This window comes from Kineosporia babensis, from assembly GCF_021129305.1.
Classification (GTDB): Bacteria; Actinomycetota; Actinomycetes; order Actinomycetales; family Kineosporiaceae; genus Kineosporia; species Kineosporia babensis.
In genome coordinates this window covers 18,408-36,707 of sequence record NZ_JAJOMB010000014.1, presented here as the reverse complement: position 1 = coordinate 36,707, position 18,300 = coordinate 18,408, and the positions used below count along the sequence as shown (strand labels likewise).

The following is an 18,300-nucleotide window of genomic DNA, read 5'->3' as shown; positions in this document are numbered from 1 at the left end:
ATCCAGTGGACTGGCGCCGGCCAACCCGGGGCAGATCAGAGCCCTCGGACTTACCGGGCGATCCAGTCGTCCGCCTGATCTGCTGTCGGCTCAGGAGGCTGTGAACTCCACTTTCCCGCGCACATTCGCCCTCCCCCACGCATCCGTGAGCAGACCGTCCCCGTCGTCAGCCCGCCCGGCCAGTTCCCACCGGTATACGCCGACCGGCACTCGAACGCCCTTGGCGTTGCGCCCGTCCCAGCTGAGGTCACGGATGCTGCCGTCGGGAGCAGTGCCCTCGAGCTTGCGCACCGTCTTGCCGGTGCTGTCGCTGATGGTGAGCTTGACGCCCTTCAGCGGCTTGGTGAAGTCGAACTGCGGGCTCCACGACTTGCCCTGGGTGAAGCCCCCCGTGACGTAGGGAGCGATCAGGCGCGGGGCGTACTTCTCGTCGAAGGGCAGCGGCTGGATGTCGTAGGTGGTCTTGGCACGGGCCCACTGCTGGCGGGCGATGCGGTGGTCGTCGAGCATGATCCGCATCGACGGGCCGGGCAGGACGACCGGGGCGGTATCGTCCGGGGCCCGGAGGTTCAGCACGTTGGTGCCGGCCAGGGTCTGCCAGGCCAGGACACCCTCGCCGAGGGTGAATCCGGTCAGGCCGGTGAGGGAGTACAGGGTACGGTAGCCGCCGGTTCGCAGATTCCGCACATTGAGGCCGTCGCCACCGCAGCCACTACCCCAGATCACGGTCTCGCCCCAGACCGCGACCTGCGGCGCGTTACGGCAGGATTCGTCGGTGCGGTAGACCGTACCGAGCTGCTGCGGCTGAGGATTCTCCAGGTCCCGGACGACCCAGATCGTGGCGTCACCGTGCTCCGGTTGGCGGGCGTAGACGAGGGTGGCACCGAAGATGTCGTCGGTGGCGGACGTGCCCTCGCCCGTGGCCGGCTCGGACCAGACCAGTTCGCCGTCGGGCCGGTAGACCTTGCCGGAGCTGAGCGTGTAGGGGCCGGAGACCTTGCCGTGCTGGGTCGGGATCGTCCCGGTCTCCTGCCCGCGATCGATCAGGTGCCCCCGGCCGTCCGAGGTACTGCGGATCAGCCCACGACCGGCCGAGAAAGCCAGAGGCGGTCCGGGGTAGGTGGAACTGGACTCGGCCGGGACCTCGGCCACCGAGGAGATGGGACCGAGAACAGGCCGGTTCTTGCCCGAAACCGACCGCCGCCACAAGGTATCGGACTCACCGGGCTCCGAGCCGTCTGTGTAATGCAGAACTCCCGCACTGAGCGCCATGCTGCCGATCGGGTAGGTCGCGCTCGGCACGGTGGCCGTGCGCGTGACCACGGTGCCGTTCACGCTGTAGATCCCAGCAACAGCATCCGCACCCCCAACCGCGGTGAGGAACCTGGAGCCGACGGCGGCGACGCCGGAACTGCCATCAGGTAGGTCGACGGACGTCGCGCCGGAACCGTCGGCCTTCACCAACCGCAGTCGCGTATCGCCGTCCTTCTCGACGACGTACCCCACGCCGGCATCCGTCGCAGCGATCTTCATGGCGCCTTCGGGCGCCGCAGACTCGATGTAGGTGCGCACGGGCCCGTTGCCGTTACGAGGCTTGATATGGACGACGGCTGGGCCGGTGTAGTGCGGCGTCACTCCGTCCCCGTCGTCCAAGCGCGTCACCCAGGCCAGCGTCTGGGGGCTGAGGGCGAGCGCGACCACCGTCTCTTCGCTCTCGTCCACCAGGCGGGTGGACGTCTTGGCGTTCAGATCGAGCAGGTCGAGGTTGTAGCGCGGTTCGCCGTCGTACTCGTTGAGGTCGGTGAGCTCGCGGGTGGCGAAGAGCATGGCGGACTCGTCGTTCGCGGCCGTACCGCTGAACTGGTCAACGCCCACGATCGGGGTGGACGCGAGTACTTCGCTGTCCGGATTCTGCTGATAGCGCTTCAGTGTCGGCGGTGGAAAGGGCCAGCTGGCGAAGTTGGCGATGGTCGTGCTCAGCCAGCCGGCCTTGGTGAACCCGTTGGCCTGTGGCATCTTTCCGTCGTTCACGTCCTTGCCGGTGCGCACGTCCATCCGGTGGACCTGCCACAGGTGCACCCCGGCCCCGGGAATTTCGTGTTGCCAGGCCAGCGTCGTCCCGTTGACGGCCAGCACTTGTGGAGACGTGGACTGCGCCGGTGACGATGCCAGTTCGGGTCGTTCGGCGAGCTGGCCACCTTCGGCGCCGCTGAAGAACTTGGCGTCGAACGACTGCCCGAGGGCGCCCTCCTGCCGGACGACCACCCCACCGGTGGATGCGCCCAGAAGCGACAGCCCGGTCGCGGCCGGATGCCCGAGAACCGCGACAACATCGGACGATTTCGCCTCTGCGTTCAGCGGCAGGAATCCCAGCGTCGCGACCATCGTCGCCGCCACTGCCGCACCGGCCCTGAGCTTCATCTGATCTCCGCATCCCCCGAGACGGCTGATGGAGAGGATCTTGCTCGCCAACTGGCCGGTTAGCCGATCGCCGCGCCGGGACGCAGAAGCTTTTGGACGCACGCGTTCGGCCCGCCCGGGTGAACCGCCCATCGCAAGGGCCTGACCGACGTCCCCACCTGGCCCTCGCTCTCATCAAGAGCGACGTCTCGGAACTTCACGGCTTGAGGCAGTTCTCACCCCCGTCGACATAGATGTTGGCCCGGATGCCTTTCTCGGGCCGGTCGCGCCCAACTGCTCACCGCCGTCCTCGATGACGGCGGTGAGCAGGCCGGTGCGGTCGCCGAAGTGGTAGATGACCGAACCCTCCGAGACCCCAGAATGCTGGTCGTATAGTGAGAACACGCCCAGAAAGGAGGTTTGTCTTGGCCCTACAAGGTGGGCCTCGTCGCAGTCGGGTTGATCAGAACCACGCCAGGTAGAGCGCGTCTGGATGGAGCGAACCATGAGGTTGACGATTTTCGGCGCAACGGGTGGTACCGGTCAGCAGGTTGTGGAACAGGCCGTGGATGCCGGGCACGAGGTAACCGTGGTGGTCCGTAACCCCGATCGGCTGACTCGCAATGTCCGGGTGGTCCGAGCCGACCTGGACACGGTCGAGGCCGGGACCCTAGAGGGGGCGGTCCGCGACTCGGACGCCGTCCTGTCCTGCCTCGGGCCGCGGTCCAAGGCCGAGGCAGCGGCCGGGGTCGTGGCCAAGGGCACCGACATGATCATCCGGGCGATGAAGGAGACCAACACCCGGAGACTGATCGTGATCAGCGCGGTCCCGGTGGGCAGCACGCCCTCACCGGCCCGGCCGGAGCCTGGAAACAACGACCCGGGGGACAGTTTCATGATGCGCCGGATAATGACGCCGATCATCAAGGTCTTCTTCGGCACCATCTACGAGGATCTCGCGGTGATGGAGGACGAGGTCCGGGCCAGCGGCCTGGACTGGACCATCGTCCGGCCGCCGCGGCTGCTGGACCGGAAGCTGACCGGCCAGTACCGGACCAACGCGCAGCACAACATTCCCGGCGGCCGGGCGATCTCCCGCGCCGACCTGGCGCACTTCATGGTGCAGTCGGCGACCCGGCAGGATGACATTCAGCAAATCGTCCGGGTGGCGTACTGAAGGCCGGGGAGGAACTCTCGGTCATCTGCCGGGCTCCGGAATGTCGGGCCCGGCGCTCCTCCGGTGGCGAGACTACCCGCCTGAGCCCCGCCTCAGACCACGGTCAGTTCGTGCACGAGCGGATCCGCGCGCAGGATCTCGGCGACAGCGAAGGGGTCCAGTGCCTCGGCCGCCAGATGCGATCCGGGCACCAACGTTCCCTCAAGGACGGCTCGCGCCGCCGCCGCCATCACCACCCCGCTCAGGGCGTAGGAGTCGGTGGCCCGCATCACCACGCGGCCCGGCCCCGGCGGACCGCCAGGTTCAGGCCGCGCCGAGACCAGCAGCACGTAGAACGCGCCGTACTCATCCACGTCCGAATCCGCCGCCGACACGACGTCCGGGGCGTACGGCCGTAGCTCCTCGGCACTGGCGCCAACCGGAAGTTCCGCCCAGGCCTGGGTGAGTGCCGCGGGGATCCGGTCGGAGGCGAAAACGTTGTATGCCCTGACTTCTCGGGCCGGCAGTTCCTGGGCCTCCGTGGTGAGGAACGGTAGCGCCTGCATCGGCTGCGGGAACCCGGGAAGGACGACGTTACGCAGCGGGCCCAGGACGTTCGGGCGGATCGCCCCGTCCACCCAGGACGCCTGTGCAGTCCCGAACCGATCGCCTCGGGTGAGCAGAGCGTCCACAGCCGAGATCGACGTGAACCGGGCAGCACCTCCCACGTACGTCTCCATCCGCCGCAGCGGACGCACGGCCAGCAGTCGCGGCAGCAGGCCGGAGAGCCCAGGCATCACCCCGGCGGAGAAGATCGCGATCCGTTTCCCGTCCGCCGAGCTCGCCAGCGCGTCCCGGGCCACCAGTTCACCACCGACGTCGACGTGATCGGCGCCGGCTGCCCAGGCCGCCCGGGCGACCCGGTCGAGCACCCGGTACGACGGGCCGGCACAGTTGACGACGACCGCGCACCCTTCGCAGAACCTGGCCAGCGCTTCGTCGTCGTCGAGATCGACCGCCTGCACCTCCACCGGCGGCGCATCCGCGGCCAGCGGCAGTTCCTGGGCCACCTTCTCCGCCTTGGCCCGGTCACGGCCACCCACCCGCAACCGGCCGAGCCCGGCCGCGGCGATCCGGTCGGCCGCCACGCGCCCGACCTCGCCCGAGGCACCCAGCACCCCGATCAGGGGCTTCACCGGGCGGCCCGCACCATCAGCGCGACGCCGGCCACTGTCGGGTCGGCCAGGAAGTCCCGCACCGGAACCGTCGTGCCCAGGGCCCGGGCCAGCCGGGTGACCGCCCGGACCGCGAGCAGCGAGTCTCCGCCGAGGGCGAAGAAGTCGGCACCACGGTCGAGTACCGGCACCTCCAGCAGATCCTCGAAGACCTCGGCCACGGTCATCTCCAGGTCGTCCTCCAGCGGACCGGTGTGCGTCGCGCTCGCCGCCTCCGGCAGCAGGCCGAGCCGCAGTTCCCCGTCCGCGGGGTTCGAGGGCTCGCTGTCCTCGGGCAGCTCAGGGATCGCCGACCAGCCGGCCGGCTCGGCCAGGGCGTCGACGATCGCGATGAACTCGTCGAACGCCCGGGTCACCTGGTCGGCCTCGAAAAGCTCGTCGACCAGCGAGAAAACCGTGACGACCTGGTCCCCGATCTCGAAACAGCGTAGTTCCAGGGCCACCTGGGGGGTACGCAGCTGATGGCTGTAGTCGGTCACGTTGGTCTCACCGAGCGGACCGGCGTCTGTGGAGGTGCGACCGCCCATCGCGGCATCCACGCCCAGGACGGACTGGAAGACGATGGGTCCCACCGGGCGGCGGGTGCCCCGCCGCCGGGCCAGCTCCCGGCCGACCTCGACGCCGGAAATCAGGTTGTGCGCGATGTACTCACCGGAACGGGTCTGCGCTCCGGTGGCCAGCTCGGCGAAGGTGCTGCCCGGGGTCAGGTCCACCGGCAGGAACATGGTGGCCGCGAAGGCACCGACGATCCGGTGGACGTCGGGGTGCAACGGAAGACGGTTCAGCTGAAGCGAGTTCAGCAGCAGCCGGTGGTGGCCCGACCATCGGGCCAGAACCACGGAGAACGCCGTGAGCATCGCCGTCGAGGGTGTCACCCCGCGTTCGGAACACTGGGCCCGGACCGCCGACCAGCGTTCGTCCGACCACCGGTGCTCCCGGTTGCCCATGGTCACCGGAGCCACGTCGTGGGGGTCGGCGATCAGCGGAAGGGCCGGCGGCTGCGGGAGGGTGTCCAGACGGGCCCACCACCAGTCCCGGTCGGCCAGCCAGGCCTCGGAGGTCTGCAACCCGTCCAGAGCGCTGACGTAGTCCCCGAAATCGATCTCGAGCGCGGGCAGGACCGCGTTCCAGTCGGCCAGGAAGGCCAGCAGGTCGCGGTTCATCGCACCGGCCGACCAGCCGTCGAACACCAGCAGGCTCATCCCCAGGTGCAGACGGCCCTCGCCGCCGGGCAACAGGGTCAGGCGAACGTCGAGCGCCGAGGCATTGACCGGGTCCGGACCGCGGCTGCTCATCGCCTGGCGCAGGTCACCGAGTTCCTTCGCAACGTCCTGCGGTTCACGGTCGCGAAGGTCGAGCACCTGCACCGGCGGTACCGCGCCCGGTGCGTCCAGCGGCAGCAGACGCTGTCGTCCGTCCGGGGTGATCCGGGCGCGCAGGGTCGGCTGGTGCTCGGCGAGACGGGCGACCGCGTCGGCCAGCGCCTCCGGCGCATCGTCCCCGTCCACCCCGATCAGACCGTAGTCCAGGTAGTAGTGCGCCGACTCGTAGGACAGCTCCCAGCCGTCCTGCTGGCCGACGAAATACCCCTGCTGCAGGGGAAGCAGGGAGAACTCGGCGGTGGCGTCGGCCCGCGGGGTGATCTGTGCGGGAAGATCGCGGGCCGAGGGGGCGTCGCTGGAGCGCCGGCGGACCAGGGCGGCCAACTCGTCCAGGGTGATCTCCACCCGGACGTCCGCCAGCGCCAGCTGAACCGACGTCGCCGCCCGCACCTGTGCGGACAGCCGGACCGAAAGAACCGAGTCACCGCCCATTTCCAGGAAGCTCACGTCCGTCGGCACGCGATCTGGATCGAGATCCAGCAGGGCGGCCCAGATCCGCGCGAGCCTGACCTCCAGGCGGTCCTCGTCCGGGACGGTCTCCGGGCTGGTCTCCGGGGTGGCCGGGGCGGCCGGGGTGCTGCTCACTGCGATCTCCTCTGGTCGTTGGTGGCGGTGATGAGGGCCTGGGAGAAGGCGCGGAGTGGGTCGTGCGGGGCCGGGAGAATCGGATCCACCCTGAATCCGGCCCCGGTGAGGACGTCGGTCCACTCCTGGGCGCTCAGGTACGTCCGGGTGGTTCCGGCTCTGAGGTCGGTCCGCCGGGGGGCGCCGGTAGCGGTGGAGAGCGCGAACGGCATCGTGGTCAGCGACTGGGCGTGTTCCCGGACCGGCTCGATCAGGATCAGCCGGCCACCGGGGGCCAGGATCCCGGTCAGCCCTGCGGCCAGCCGATCCACGTCACGAGCATTGTGCGCCATCGTGCCGGCCACCACGAGGTCCAGGTCGCACAGTCCCGAAACCTGCAGCTGCTCGATGTTCTCCGGTCCGATGTCGTCGATGTCGAGCACCTCGAACCGCAGGTAGGGGGCCGATCCGAAGCGTTCCCGACCGTGGTGCAGAAAGAAGCTGGACAGGTCGGTGTATCGGTACTCACCGATGCCGGCGGGAGTCCCACCCAGTGCAGGCAGCAGGTCGGCGGCCGTTGTTCCGATGCCCGCGCCGAGTTCGAGCACCCGGACCGCGCGGCCCGAGCGCCGGGCCGTCTCCGCTGCCCGGCTCGCGGCCAGCTGATTCAGGTTCCGGCTGACCGCGTTGGTCCGGTAGGCCACCTCGGTCGTCGCGACGTCGCCGTCCGGATAGAGCAGGGTCTGTACGTTCACGACACCGGTGAGGAGCTCGGGCAGCAACCGCAGCGAGTTCACCAGCAGGTCACCGAGCGCAGGGCCGTAACCCAGGCGCAGCAGAGCCGGCGCACAGGCCCGGCGTGCGGCTCGCAGCTCGCGCTGCGAGGGCCTGCTGCGCACGCCCGCCCGGTCCAGCTCGCTCAGCCAATGGCCGACCACCCACCGGTGGCGGGCCTCGACCTTCACGGCATCGGCCACCTGGCCAGCATCGACATCCGGTCCCGGCCAGTCGCTTTCCCGTCCCAGAAACTCCGCCAGACCCAGCAGGACGAGGTTGTCCAGGTCGGCCACTGCCGCAGCGAGCGCTTCTTCCACACCCCGATACTAACCACGTTTTGAGAATGATTACCATTACCCATGGAACCTGGATCGTGTAAGGATGATAACCATTCTCACCCAAAGCTTCACCCTCCGGGAGGATCACCGTGAGCACCCCCGACCCACAGCCCGGTCGTGACCACATCGTCCCGGTGTCCGAGGTACTGGAGTGCCTCTCCGACGTGCTGGGGGCCGACCCCGATGAACTGGACGCAGACGCATCCCTGACCTCTCTTGGCCTGGAATCCTTTGCTGCGGTGCGCCTTCGCCGCCGCCTGAGGGCCGACCTGGATCTAGACCTGCCACTCACGGCCTTCCTCGGAGCCGCGACCGCCCGTACACTTGCCGCGGGCGTGGTCCTGGACGAAGAGGCCGGCGCTGTTGCCCTGCCATCCGACGCGCTGGAGAAGGTCCCTGCCGTCGACCTTGTCGGCGACCCGGATGACGAGTCCTTTCCCCTGACTCCCATCCAGGCTGCCTATCTGGTCGGCCGGGACCCGGCGTTCCCTCTGGGTGGTGTCGGGACCTTCTACTACCACGAGTTCGACCGTGAGCCGGCGGGCGATCCCCGGGAAGACGTCGAAAGCCTCTCCCAGGCTTGGAATCAGCTGATGCATCGGCATCCGATGCTCCGGATGACGGTCGGGCCGGATGCCCGGCAGCGGATCCTGCCCGACGTCCCCGGGTACCGGATCGCCACCGAGGATCTGCGCCACCACGATGACGCCACCGCCGCCCGCAGGCTGGCCGACCTTCGGCACGAGTGCTCGCACCAGTTGCGCCCGGTCGATGCCTGGCCGATGTTCGACATCCGCGCGGCGCTGCTGCCCGACGGCCGCACCCGGATCTTCCTCGGTGTCGATGTACTGGCCCTGGACCTGCACAGCTGGCTGCTGCTGATGCGGGAGTGGGGAGCGCTGAGCGCCGATCCCGAAGCCCAGCTTCCCGTTCTCACCGACACTTTCGCCGACCTTCAGGCCCGGCGACGAGCCGATGTCCAGGCCCAGCAGCGCCGATCCGCAGACGCTGCCTGGTGGTCGGGCCGGATGGCCGAACTGCCCTCGGGGCCCGCCCTCCCCTGGACCCGGCCGATCGCCGAGATGGGAGTCCCCCGGGTCACCCGGCACACCGGAAGGCTCAGCGCCGCGGCCTGGAAACAACTGCGCGCCGAGGCCGGCCGGCGAGGCCTGAGCCCGACCGGGCTCCTGCTCGCCGCCTACGCCCTGGTGCTGCGCAGATGGGGCGCCGCGGAACCGTTCTGCCTGAACACCACGCTCTTCGACCGCCCGGTGGACGAGGACGAACCGACCGGGTCCGGCTCGGTGGTGGGAGACTTCACCACCACGGTCCTGGTCGAGGTGGGAGCGATCGGCTGGAGCGACTTCGTCAGCTTCGCCACCGCGCTCAACCAGCGCTTCTGGACCGACCTGGACCATCGCGCCGTCTCGGCCGTCGAGGTGCTCCCCCGCAACCACGACGCCGAAAGCGGCCTTCCCGTGCCGCGGCACCCCGTGGTCTTCACCAGCGGAGTCGGCCTGAGCGACGCCCCGGCCACCGACTGGCTGGGCACCCAGGTCTTCGGCGTCTCGCAGAGCCCTCAGGTCCTGATCGACCACATCGTCACCGACGCCGGCGGTGCGCTGGAGGTGTGCTGGGACGTGTGCGACGGCGCGCTCCCGGACGGATTCGCCGAGGGGATGCGCGACGCACACACCCAGCTTCTCCGGCAACTCGCCACCGACGAGTCCGCCTGGAGCGACCCTCAGCTCTCCGTCGACCCGACCTTCCTCCCTCAGAGCCCAGTTCCTGCAGATGCTTTCGACGACAGTGGGCCGCTGCTGGACGACCCGTTCCGAGCTGCCGCACAGCGCCGGCCGGACGCCCCGGCCCTCCTGGGTGCCTCCGGCCCGGTGACCGCGGGCGTGCTCGCCCGGCGCAGTACCGCCACCGGCCGTGCCCTTGCCGCCCTGGGGCTGGGGCCGGGCGACCTGGTGGGCGTCTCCGCGCAGAAGGGCTCGCCCCTGGTGACCGCGCTGCTCGGGGTCTCGGCCAGTGGCGCCGGTTACGTCCCGGTCGAGCCCGAATGGCCTGCCGCCCGGGTGGAGTCGGTGTGCGCACGAGCAGATCTGCGACACGCCCTCGTCGGGCCCGGCGCTGATCCCGGCCAATGGCCCGAATCGGTAACGGTTCACCAGCTCGACGAGAACGGGGTCCTCGTACCGCCGGAGGGGGACCCGGGCGATGAGGCGGTGCTCCGGGCAGCCGAACCCGCGGATCTGGCCTACGCCATCTTCACCTCCGGCTCCACCGGCACCCCGAAGGGAGTTGCGATCGAGCACCAGGCGGCCCGCACCACCCTGGACGACCTGGACGAGCGGTTCCCGCTGCGCCCCGACGACCGCGTCCTGGCACTGTCGGCGGCCAGTTTCGACCTGTCGGTGTGGGACATCTACGCCCTGCTCGGCCGCGGCGGTGCCCTGGTACTGCCCGAGCCGGCGCACACCCGCGACCCCGAGCACTGGCTGGAACTGATGGGACGGCACCGGGTGACGGTGTGGAACACCGCCCCTGCCCTGATGGAGATGCTGGTCGAGTACGCCGAACTGGAGACCGAGACCGCCCGGAAGGCGCTGTCGACGCTGCGCCTGGTGTTCCTGTCGGGTGACTGGGTCCCGGTCACCCTGCCCGACCGGATCCGGGCGCTGGCCCCGCAGGCGCTGGTGGTGAGCCTGGGCGGTGCGACCGAGGCCTCGATCTGGTCGATCTGCTACCCGATCGGGGACGTCGACCCGGCCTGGCCGTCGATCCCCTACGGCCGGGCGCTGCGTGGTCAGCGCATCGACGTCCTCGACGAGGACGGCACGCCCAGTCCGGTCGGTGAGACCGGTGAACTGCACATCGGTGGCGACGGCCTGGCCCGTGAATACCTCGGTGATGCCGAGCAGACCGCTCATCGGTTCGTCGAGCATCCGCTGCTGGGCCGCGTCTACCGCACCGGCGACCTCGGCAAATGGCGCCCCGACGGTACTCTGCAGTTCCTCGGGCGGGCCGACCGCCAGGTGAAGATCCGCGGTCACCGCATCGAACTAGGCGAGATCGAGGCCACCCTGGACCGCCTCGCGGGGGTACGGCAGGCGGTCGCCCGCTCGGTGACCGGACCCGACGGACGTCCCCGGCTGGTCTGCCATCTCGTGCCCGAACCGGGTGCCGCGCCCAGCGATGCCGACCTGGTCGCCGCGCTGCGGGCGCACCTGCCCGAGTACATGGTGCCCAGCCGCTTCGTGCACGAGAGCGCACTGCCGATCACCGCCAACGGCAAGGTCGACCCGAACGCCCTGCCGAATCCCTATCTTCGGGAGCCGAAGCCCGCCTCGGTACCGGATACCGGGCCGCTGACCCCTTGGTCCCTCGAGACGGCCTGGAGCGAGGCCACCGGACGGGGCCTGAAACTGCAGTTGACGGTCCAGCCGGGCGAACTCGGCCCGGCCGAGGCCCTGGCCGCCGCCTCCGACTGGGCGCGCCGGATCCAGAACCAGCTCGAGCAGGCCCGGGTACCGCACGAGGCCCGGCTCGGCAGCTCCGGCCTGGTCGAGGTGCTGCTCGGTGCCCCGGCCGAAACCACTCCCCCGGTCGAGGCATCGACCGGCCAGGCACCAACCCTGGTCTCGCCACCCTCCGCGACTCGTGCCCCGGACCCGGCCGTGCAGGCCGCGATCGAGGCCGTCTTCGCCGAACTACTGGAGATCCCCCTGATCGACCCGGACACGCCCTTCTTCGCTCTCGGCGCCACCTCCCTGACCCTGGTGCTGGCGCACCGCCGCCTCCGCGGCGAGATTGACGCAAGTCTCAGCGTGGTGGATTTGTTCGCCCACCCGACGGTACGCGGACTGAGTGGCTGCATCACCGCGCACCTGAACGCCCCGGAAGTACCCGACCTACCGGTGGCACCACCGCTGCCGCCAGAACCGGCCACCGGTGATCCCGCGGCCGAGCGTCGCGCGGCGCGTGCCCGGGCGCTGGAGGTGGCCGGGTGAGCCAGATCCCGATCGCAGTCTGTGGCACCGCCTCACGTTTTCCCGGCGCTTCGGACACCTCCGCCTACTGGTCGCTGTTGTCCGAGGGACGAAGTGGGCTTCGCCGGCTGAACACCGAGGAACTGGCCGCCGTGCCACGCCAGATCCGTTCCCACCCAGGGCACGTCCCGGTGGTCGGCCTGATCGAGGGGCAGGATCTCGTCGATCCCGTCCCCTTCGGCCTGACCGATGCCGAGGCCGCGCTGCTGGATCCGCAGCACCGGTTGTTCCTGGAGGCGGTCTGGACCGCCCTGGAGGACGCCGGCCACGGCTCCGGCGTCGAGGCGGGCCAGGTCGGTGTCTTCGCCGGAGCGACCCAGAGCTCCTACCTGGCCAGCAATCTCGCGGACCGCTGGGATCCGACCGGTAGCGGGACAGATCCGCTGGGCAGCATGCAGACCACGCTGTCGACGCAGAACGACTACCTGCCGCTGCAGGTGGCCTACCGCCTGGGCCTGACCGGACCGGCCATCTCGGTCGCCACCACCTGCTCCACCTCACTGGTCGCGATCCACCTGGCGGTGCAGTCCCTGACCGCCGGAGAATGCGACACCGCGGTCGCAGGCGGAGCCTCGCTGATCGTTCCGCAGGGCCGGGGATACGTGCACGTACCCGGCGGGATCTTCTCCTCCGACGGCGTCGTGCGTCCCTTTGCCGCCAGCGGCACCGGGGTCGTGTACTCCCAGGGTGTCGGTGCGGTGGTCCTTCGCCGCCTCGACGACGCGCTGGCCGATCATGACCCGATCCTGGCGGTCCTGCACGGCTCCGCCGTCAACAACGACGGTTCCGACAAGGCCGGGTTCACCGCGCCGTCCGTGCGGGGCCAGGCCCGGGTGATCGCCGAGGCCCTGGCCGTGGCCGGAGCCGATCCCCGACAGGTCGGGCTGATCGAGGCCCACGGCACCGCCACCCCGATCGGCGACCCGATCGAGGTCGCCGCGCTGCGAAAGGTCTTCGGCAGTTCGGGTCCGGCCTGGTGCGGGCTCGGCTCGGTCAAGAGCTCCATCGGGCACGCCAACGCGGCGGCCGGGATCGCCTCGTTCATCAAGGCGGTTCTGGCCGTCCAGCACCGCACCATGCCGGCGTCCCTGAATTCCCGGCCCGCCAATCCCGGGCTGCAGCTGGCCCGTTCACCGTTCCACGTCCTCGACACCACCCGCCCCTGGGAGGGACCCCCGCTCGCCGGGGTCAGCTCCTTCGGGATCGGCGGGACCAACTGCCACGTCCTGCTCGGGCCCGCCCCCGAGACCGCGACCACTCCCGTCACCCCGCAGCCGCGCCCTCAGGTCATGATGGTCTCGGCCGCGTCCGCACCGGCTGCGGTCGCCACCGCCGAACGCCTGCGCACCTGGTCGGACGATCCTGCTGCACCGGAACCGGCCGACATCGCCCACACCCTGGCCCACGGCCGGGCCCAGCTCCCGCACCGCGTCACCATCGTGGGAGACCAGCCGCCCGCACCACCGGTCCACGCCGCGTCCTCCGCTCCGCGCGTGATCTTCGCCTTCCCCGGCGCCGGCGGGCACCACGCCCAGATGGGCGCCACGCTGTACCGCACCGAACCGGTCTTCGCTGCCTCCGTGGACGAGACCGCCGAACTACTGAAACCCCTGATCGGTGCCGATGTCCGGGACTCCTTCACGTCCTCGGAACCGTTCTGGGTGCGTGACGTCGCCCGGGCCGTCCCGGTGATCCACGCCGTCTCGGTCGGGGTTGCCGCCCTCCTCCAGCACTGGGGGGTGAAACCGGACGTGATGATCGGCCACAGCCTCGGAGAGTGCTCCGCCGCAGTGGTTTCCGGTGCTCTCAGCCCGGCCGACGGTGCACGGCTGGTCGCTGCCCGCTGCACGGCTGCGGGCCGCAGCGCCGGCGGTGGAGCGATGCTGGCCGTGGAACTGGACGAGGCCGAAGTTCTGGAAAGGCTCGCCCGCCACCCGGAACTGGACCTGGCGGCAGTCAACGCCCCCGGTTCCAGTCTGGTCTCCGGGCCGATGGCCGAGATCACCGCACTGGCCGATGAACTGACCGGTCTGCAGATCCGGGCCACGCTGCTGCGCCTGGACGCGGCGATGCACTCGCGGCGGGTCGATCCGGCCCTTCCCGAGGTTCGGGCCGCTCTGACCGGCCTGACCGGTTCGGACCCGGCAGTACCGCTGATCAGCACGGTCACCGGGCAGCCGGCCGACGGTGCCACGCTCGGCGATCCGGAGCACTGGGTGGCCCAGTTGCGCAGCACCGTGCTCTTCTCCGCCGCTTTGCGCGCGGCGGTCACCGGCCCCAGCGTGCTGGTCGAGGTGGGCCCGGGTGGTTCCCTGTCCGGGCTGGCCGCCCGGCACAAGCTCGCCGGTGTGCGCGCCACCCTGCTCACCGTCGACGAGGAAGAGCCGGCCGAGATCACCGTACGGCACGCCCTCGGCCAGTTGTGGGCGCACGGTGTCCCGGTTCAGCCCGGCGTCCTGACCGGCCCCGGCCGTCGCCGGGTCCAGGTCCCGGGGTATGCGTTCCAGCGACGTCGCGCCTGGATCGACCCGCCGAGCACCCAGCAGCCCGATGACGAACGTGTCACCCCGGACGAGCCGTTGCAGCTGCCCCTTTGGCGGCCGGTGGCCCCGCTACGCCGGGTCACTCCGTCTGGTCGATGGACAGTGGCCGGTAACAGTGAACTGGCGCTCGGGCTGCGCGCTCAACTCGCCGCCGGGTCGTCCGAGGACGGCTTGGCCGGCGTCATCGTGGTGAACGACCAGGCACCGGACGGTACCGACGCCAGCGTGCTCGACGCCGTGACCGCTTTCACCCAGGCCGTCGCGCCCGGCGACGACTCACCCACGGCGGTTCTGCTGGTCACCCGGGGCGGTGAGCAGGTCGCCAGCGACCCGGCCCCGGCGCCCGCTACCGCCGCGATCAGAGTCCTGCCCCGCGTCCTGGGGCAGGAACGTCCCGGTCTTCGCTGGGCATCGCTCGACCTGGCCCTCGACGGCACGGTGGAGCACGAGATCGGCGCTGTGCTGGCTCATGCCGCCGCGCTGGCCGACGACCCGGCTCCCGCGGGTACCGAGAACGCTCTGCGGGGCCGGACCCGTTGGCAGCGAACGCTGGTGTCCTGGCAGCCGGAACTTCCGGCGCTGCCCGTGGCCCCGCTGGAGGAGCCGCAGGCTCTGGTGATCGGCGGGCGTGGCGCCGTGGGCCGGTTGATCGCCGCGCACTTCGCCGAGCGCGGTTACCAGGTGGCGGTGACCACGCGGGGTGGTCAGCGCGGTGACCTGGCCGAGACTCCCGCGCACCCGGCGGTGACCGAGTACCGGCTGGACGCCACCGATGCCGAAGGCACCCGGGAGCTGCTCGGGCGGCTGAGCGCAGGTGGGCGGCTGAAGGTCGTGGTGTACGCGGCCGGTGTGGTCGAGGGCGCGAGCCTGGATCGCCTGGACGCGCTCGAGGCACAGCAGCTGGCCGCGCACCTGAGCGTCAAGCTCGGTGGGGCGCGGGTGCTGCGCGAGGCGATCTCGGCGCTCCCGGCCCAGGACCGGCCACAGACCGTGCTGCTGATGTCGTCGGCCACCACGTTGCTGGGTGGGCTGGGGATCGGTGGGTACGCGGCGGCCAACGCCGCCATGGGGGCGCTGGCCGCCGCCCCTGATGCCTCGACGAACTGGTGCAGTGTGCTGTGGGATGCGTGGTCGGTGGCCGGCGGTCCGCTGGTGACCACCGGCGCCCTCGATGCGCAGACCGGTCTTCCCGCGCTGGAAAGGCTTCTCGCGGCCAGTACGGCGGGTGAACTGCCGAGCACGGTGGCGGTGGCGACGTCCGATCTGACCCCGCGGATCGCTCAGGCGAGCCGCCCCCGGGAGGCAGGGACGACGTCCTCAATTTCGGGTTCCACCAACGGCGACCAGGTTCAGCAGGTGGTGACCGCGTTGTGGAGCGAACTGTTCGGCACTCCGGTGACCGACGACGAGGACGACTTCTTCGCCCTGGGCGGGCACTCCCTGTTGGGTACGCGGATGCTGGTGTCCCTGGAGGAACAGCTGGGCGTACGGCTGGGACTGCGCGATCTGCTGGCGGCACCGACGGTCGCCGCCTTCACCGAGCGACTGCGGGCATCTGGCGCGCAACAGCATTCCCCAGAGCCGGAATTCGTGGTGCCCGAAGTAGTGCTGGCCCCGGACGGGTCGTTCCCGATGACCCGGGTGCAGCACGCCTACTGGGTGGGGCGCGAGGGTGGGCATCGTTTCGGCGGTGTGCCCTGCCACTTCTATCTGGAGTACGACTGCCCGGACCTGGACGTGGCCCGCTACGCCCGGGCCTGGGACACGGTGATCGCCCGGCACCCCATGCTGCGCTCGGTCACCACCCCGGAAGGACGGATGCGCACGCTCGAGCGGGTGCGCCCCCTGCGGATCCGGACCTTTGACCTCACCCAGTCCTCCGAGGGGAAACGGGACGAGCGGCTGGCACAGATGCGCGAGCAGGTGGCGCACCGGCCCGGGCCCTCGGACAGCTGGCCGCTGGTCCAGATGCAGGCGGCCCGGCTGCCGGGCGGGCGGGTGCGGCTGGCGATCGGTGTGGACGTGCTGATCTGTGACGCCTCCAGCTGGTGGATCATCGAGGCCGAGCTGCGCCGGTGCTACGAGGAGCCGGGCGTCGAACTACCGGAGCTGACCCTGCATCCGGCCAGTTGCGTGGCCGCCCTGGAAGCGCGCCGCAGTGGACCGGCCGGGCAGCGCGCGGCGCAGTACTGGCGCTCGCGCTACGACACGCTGCCCGCTGCGCCCCGGCTGCCGGTCACCGAGCCCACCGGTGCACCACGGTTCCGCCGGATCGCCACCCGCCTGTCCAAAGACGAGTGGTCCCAGCTGGTCACCGCGGCGGCGGCGCACCGGGTGACGCCCACCGCCGTCCTGCTCACCGTGTACAACGACGTGCTGGCGGACTGGTCCGGGCACCGGGGGTTCTGCGTGACGCTCACGCTGTTCGACCGCCCGGCCATCCATCCCCAGGTCAACCAGGTGGTCGGGGACTTCACCTCGCTACTGCTGCACGAGGTCCCGGCCAATGCGCCGGCCTCGTTCCTGGAGCGGGCCCGGGCCACCCAGGACCAGCTCTTCGCCGATCTGGACCACCGCGAGTTCTCCGCGCTGGAGGTGCTTTCCGAACGAGCCCGGCGCACCGGCTCTCAGCACTCGGTGCCGGTGGTCTTCACCGGGGCGCTGGGCGTTCACGACCAGCTCGAGGATTCCGGATCCCTGGAATGGGTCGGCGAGCAGGTGCACGCGGTCGGCCAGACCCCCCAGACCTGGCTGGACCACCAGGTTCTGGAACAGGCCGGCGAGCTGCGGCTGCAGTGGGACTTCGTCGACGGAGCGTTCCCCGAACCGGCCCTTCAGGACATGGTTTCCCAGCACACGCAGCGCGTGCGCGGGCTCGCCGCCGACCCTGGCGCCTGGACGGTCGGTGCCCCGTCGGCCCCGTCGGCCCCGTTGCCGGTGACCGGGGCCGACCTGGTGCTGCCCTTGCGGGCGGAGGCCTCGCCGCAGGCCCCCACCTTGTACCTGGTGCACCCCTCGGGTGGGGATGTGCTGTGCTACGTGGATCTGGCCCGTTCGCTGAACACCGACGTCAATGTCGCGGCGCTGGCCGATCCGGTCCTGACCGGCGCCCTGGACGAGGGCGCCACCACCGTCCCGGCCATCGCAGCGCAGTACATTGCTGCGCTGCGGGATTCGGGCGCACGATCGCCCTGGCTCCTGGGCGGCTGGTCGATGGGCGGCACCCTCGCCCAGGAGATGGCCCGCCAACTGCAGGCCGACGGGGACGTGGTCAGCGCCCTGATCATGCTCGACTCCAACGATCCCACCCACATCACCGCCGTGCCCGGCGCGGACGCCGACCAGGTCAGCCGGGCGGTGACGCTGCGGCACCTGCACGCCCTCGAGGCGTTCCTGGACATCGACCTGGACAGCGGCCCGGAGGCGGTACGGGAACTCTCCCGGCTGTCCCGGCCGGAGTGGGAACAGGCCGTATCGGCCAGGCTGCGCGGCCACCGGCTGCTCGGGCGCAACGAGTCCCTCGACGCCCGGGTCGGTGTCTTCGGCCGTCACCTGCAGGCCCTGGCCGCGCACCTTCCCGGACGCCTGGCGGATCCGCGGACCCAGACCCTGCTGATCCGGGCCGACCAGCCGTCCCCGCGCAATTCCGGGATCGGCATGGGTGTGGACGACACCCCACGCGAGCGGCTGGCGGACCTGGGATGGGGCGCTCACCTGGCCGGGCCGCTGCAGGTGCACGGGGTGGACACCCATCACTACGGCATGCTGCGCCCGCCCGTCCTGGCCACCGTCGTGACCCTGGTCGACGAACTGCTGAGCAAGCACCTGGCCGACCGCTGAATCTCCCTCA

General features: G+C 70.6%; 7 protein-coding genes. 3 read left to right on the top strand and 4 right to left on the bottom strand.

All coding sequences use genetic code 11. The features are described 5' to 3' along the window. Positions 1-90 precede the first annotated feature (90 nt). Positions 91-2,421: a FlgD immunoglobulin-like domain containing protein gene (locus LR394_RS23795; protein ID WP_231445981.1), complete on the bottom strand. Its 2,331-nt coding sequence runs from the start codon at positions 2,419-2,421 to the stop codon at positions 91-93. Positions 2,422-2,905: 484 nt separating this feature from the next. Between LR394_RS23795 and LR394_RS23790 the strand changes: the two genes are divergently transcribed. Beyond that, positions 2,906-3,577, top strand: a complete 672-nt coding sequence (locus tag LR394_RS23790; RefSeq protein ID WP_231445979.1) for an NAD(P)-dependent oxidoreductase — start codon at positions 2,906-2,908, stop codon at positions 3,575-3,577. 92 nt (positions 3,578-3,669) lie between these two features. Here the strand turns inward: LR394_RS23790 and LR394_RS23785 are convergent, their stop codons facing one another. From LR394_RS23785 to LR394_RS23775, 3 genes are read right to left on the bottom strand one after another with little or no spacing between them, the layout of a single operon-like run. Continuing rightward, positions 3,670-4,752, bottom strand: coding sequence for a saccharopine dehydrogenase NADP-binding domain-containing protein (locus LR394_RS23785; protein ID WP_231445977.1), 1,083 nt, complete (start codon positions 4,750-4,752; stop codon positions 3,670-3,672). Next, on the bottom strand, positions 4,749-6,758 hold the full coding sequence (locus LR394_RS23780; protein ID WP_231445970.1) for a condensation domain-containing protein: 2,010 nt from the start codon (positions 6,756-6,758) through the stop codon (positions 4,749-4,751). The genes LR394_RS23785 and LR394_RS23780 overlap by 4 nt, the downstream gene beginning before the upstream one ends. Beyond that, on the bottom strand, positions 6,755-7,831 hold the full coding sequence (locus LR394_RS23775; protein ID WP_231445968.1) for a class I SAM-dependent methyltransferase: 1,077 nt from the start codon (positions 7,829-7,831) through the stop codon (positions 6,755-6,757). Before LR394_RS23775 ends, LR394_RS23780 begins: the two co-directional genes overlap by 4 nt. Positions 7,832-7,941: 110 nt before the next feature. Between LR394_RS23775 and LR394_RS23770 the strand changes: the two genes are divergently transcribed. Then, on the top strand, positions 7,942-11,868 hold the full coding sequence (locus LR394_RS23770) for a non-ribosomal peptide synthetase (RefSeq protein ID WP_231445966.1): 3,927 nt from the start codon (positions 7,942-7,944) through the stop codon (positions 11,866-11,868). Then, positions 11,865-18,290, top strand: coding sequence for an SDR family NAD(P)-dependent oxidoreductase (locus LR394_RS23765; RefSeq protein ID WP_331283098.1), 6,426 nt, complete (start codon positions 11,865-11,867; stop codon positions 18,288-18,290). Before LR394_RS23770 ends, LR394_RS23765 begins: the two co-directional genes overlap by 4 nt. Positions 18,291-18,300: the final 10 nt, after the last annotated feature.

Excerpts from the sequence above, each read along its gene's own strand:
- LR394_RS23795 (WP_231445981.1), bottom strand. The coding sequence starts at position 2,421 with ATGAAGCTCAGGGCCGGTGCGGCAGTGGCGGCGACGATGGTCGCGACG.
- LR394_RS23790 (WP_231445979.1), top strand. The coding sequence starts at position 2,906 with ATGAGGTTGACGATTTTCGGCGCAACGGGTGGTACCGGTCAGCAGGTT.